Below are 2749 nucleotides of genomic sequence, written 5' to 3' on the forward strand. Positions count from 1 at the left end.
GAACAACAGATATTTTTCCAACATCGGGATCAAAATCCGTTTCAATGGTCGCGTTGAAGGATTTATCTTTGGCGCGAAGGCCGTGATACGCAAGGCGCACATATTCATCGGCCAGAGTATTGATGTCTATGGGTTCTTTCTTGCCATCACTGCTACGGCTGTGATGCAGCATCCCTTTGACAATGCCGTCCGCCCGTTTTCCGTGGTGGTTGATTTTTTCGAGATTTTGTTTCAGGTCCGCGGCTATGGCTTTGGCTTCGCGAATCTCCCCTTTATCCAGTTCCTCATTCATCTCCTGCAGGAGCTCGCTACTCACTTCGGAGAAATTGTTGACGAAGTTCAACGGGTTCTGGATCTCGTGAGCGATGCCGGCTGTAAGCTCGCCCAGGGAGGCCATTTTTTCTGAATGGACCAGTTGGGTCTGAGTGTCTTTGAGGCTTTTCAGGGAATTATTGAGCTCGGTTGTCCGGTTTTCGACTTCCTGCTCCAGTCGGATGTTTTGCGTTTTAAGGATTTCTTCTTTCTCACGTGTAATGCGTATGACCTCCTCCGCCTTTTGTCGTTCTCGCAGTCTGTTTTCTTTAAACCAGAGTGCCACATAAATTAAAAGGAAAATTGGAAATGTCAGCAGGGAAAGATAAAAAGGGATGTAAACGAGATATTCAGGGGCTACGAGGCTTACAATAAAAGTACCAACAAACAGTGAGGATGTAATTACAAGACCAACAGCAATAATTCTTTTTGCCCCTTTTAAGTTCTTCCAACCCTTGTAAATGATATACCCCAGGGCGAGTAGATTAATTCCGCTGGCTAACAATGGGATACCCAGGCCAATCAGCTCATTTGTTTCGACAAAGAGAATGAAAAGGGGGGCGCCAATGAAAAAGAGAAAGATACAAGTAAATTTTATCCACCGGGGTATGCGGTCCAGAAATATAGAGGAGAGTACCAGGAGAAATGTGGTCGTAAAAGCCCCGGGAGCCAATCCGGACATAATAGAATTAAGACCATTGAACTCTTCGTTTAGAACAATGGCACTGGAATCTGCATAAAAGAATAGACCTACTAACGGGAATAAGCTGCAAGCAGTGGTGAAAAGTGCAATAAAAAAGAGGTGTTTTTGACCCCGGTTCAGTCCCCAAATCAGCCAAAATAAAAGGGAAATAGAAAGCAGGATGGTTAACACTGTTGTCATTTCTCTATGCTGGTCAGAGCGTGTTTTCTGTCTTCGTGAACTCTTACTGGAATTGGTAAACCACAAAAAACTTCCTTGACCTAAAACGATGGGGTTGGTAAGTGCCCGTGATATGGGTCCTATCTTGTCAAAAAAATGAATAGCCATAATATACTCCCGCCCGGGTTCCAGGAAAAGGGCTTCCATTACACCCGTATTCCTCCGATATGAACCGGATTCCAAACCTGTATTTCCAAAAGAAGCAACCTGCTTGCCGTCTACATAGATCTCCTGGGCCGCGCTATTTGTGCTATTCAAGAAAAAAGGATACGATTCAAAATCGGGTTGGAATTTGAAGCGAAACCGGAACCAGCCCTCAAATTCCCCATTTTCGTCGTAGGTAAGGGAGGCGATCGTCGCGGAATCCATTTGAATCCAATCGCGGTCGTCCAGTTCAGGGGCTGCCCACCCGGGCTCACTCCCTTTCTTGAATTTCCATTTGGTGATAGGGGGCAGTCGCAACCATTCGCTTTCGGTAAGTTGTTCTTTTGTTAGTGTGAAGATTGTATCCTGCTGGGTATTGGCCTGTGCTGTTGAAGCGGCCAGCAGCCAGAAAATCAATACTAAGATTCTCTTTACCATGGGATTAAGTTACTGATTTTTAAGCGAGATTATAAAAGTAGCTCCCTCGTCTTTTTCCGATATAAGATCCAGGTGCCCCCCATGTCCCTTGGTCACGATGTCATATGCCATGCTCAGCCCTAACCCGGTGCCTTCTCCCGTGGGCTTAGTCGTAAAGAAGGGCTGGAAGATTTTATCCCGGATTTCCTCGGGAACTCCACCTCCATTGTCGCGGACTGTAATTTCCACACCGTTCCTGGTTTTCTGCGTTTTTAACCAAATTGTGGGCTCGTAATCTTCTGCTACTGACACTTGCCTTTCATTGACCGCATGAAAAGCATTTGTAATCAGGTTCAGGAGCACGCGGCCCATCTCCTGGGGGACAACGTTGACCTTAGGCAAGTCAGGGTCAAACTCCGTTTCCATTTTCGCATTAAAGCTTTTGTTCTTGGCCCGCAGCCCGTGGTAGGCCAGGCGGAGGTACTCGTCTGCCAGGGCATTGAGGTCTGTGGGCTCCTTCTTTCCACTGCTGCTACGACTGTGCTGCAGCATTCCTTTGACGATGCTGTCTGCCCGGTTGCCATGATGAGAGATCTTGGCCAGGTTCTCCTTTACATCGCCTGCAATTGTCCGTGCTTCGGCAATATCTCCCTTTTCCAGCTCTTCATCCATTTCATCCATGAGTTCGCTGCTGACTTCGGAGAAATTGTTGACGAAGTTCAGAGGATTCTGGATCTCGTGGGCAATACCCGCAGTGAGTTCTCCCAGGGAGGCCATTTTTTCAGAGTGGATAAGCTGGGTTTGGGTAGCCTTGAGTTCGGAATAGGCTTTTTCGATCTCCCGGGCGTGTTCGATTTCCCTGTCTTTAATGCGCTCTCGTTCCCTTTTCAGGGTTCGGTTCTTCTGGATTCGGTGAGCGATGATCAAACCAAGGAGTATGAAAAGCCCATAGGC

Annotated in this window: 2 protein-coding genes; both read right to left on the reverse strand. The window is 47.2% G+C overall.

Annotation, left to right across the window (positions count from 1 at the left end):
* Window positions 1-1816: histidine kinase dimerization/phospho-acceptor domain-containing protein (locus WBV75_RS14300; protein WP_424121258.1), on the reverse strand; the 1816-nt coding region annotated here is incomplete at its 3' end.
* A gap of 9 nt (window positions 1817-1825) precedes the next feature.
* A partial coding sequence (locus tag WBV75_RS14305) for a sensor histidine kinase (RefSeq protein ID WP_424121259.1) occupies window positions 1826-2749 on the reverse strand: 924 nt, incomplete at its 5' end.

The sequence above is a fragment of the Robiginitalea sp. genome, assembly GCF_049588695.1.
Classification (GTDB): Bacteria; Bacteroidota; Bacteroidia; order Flavobacteriales; family Flavobacteriaceae; genus Robiginitalea.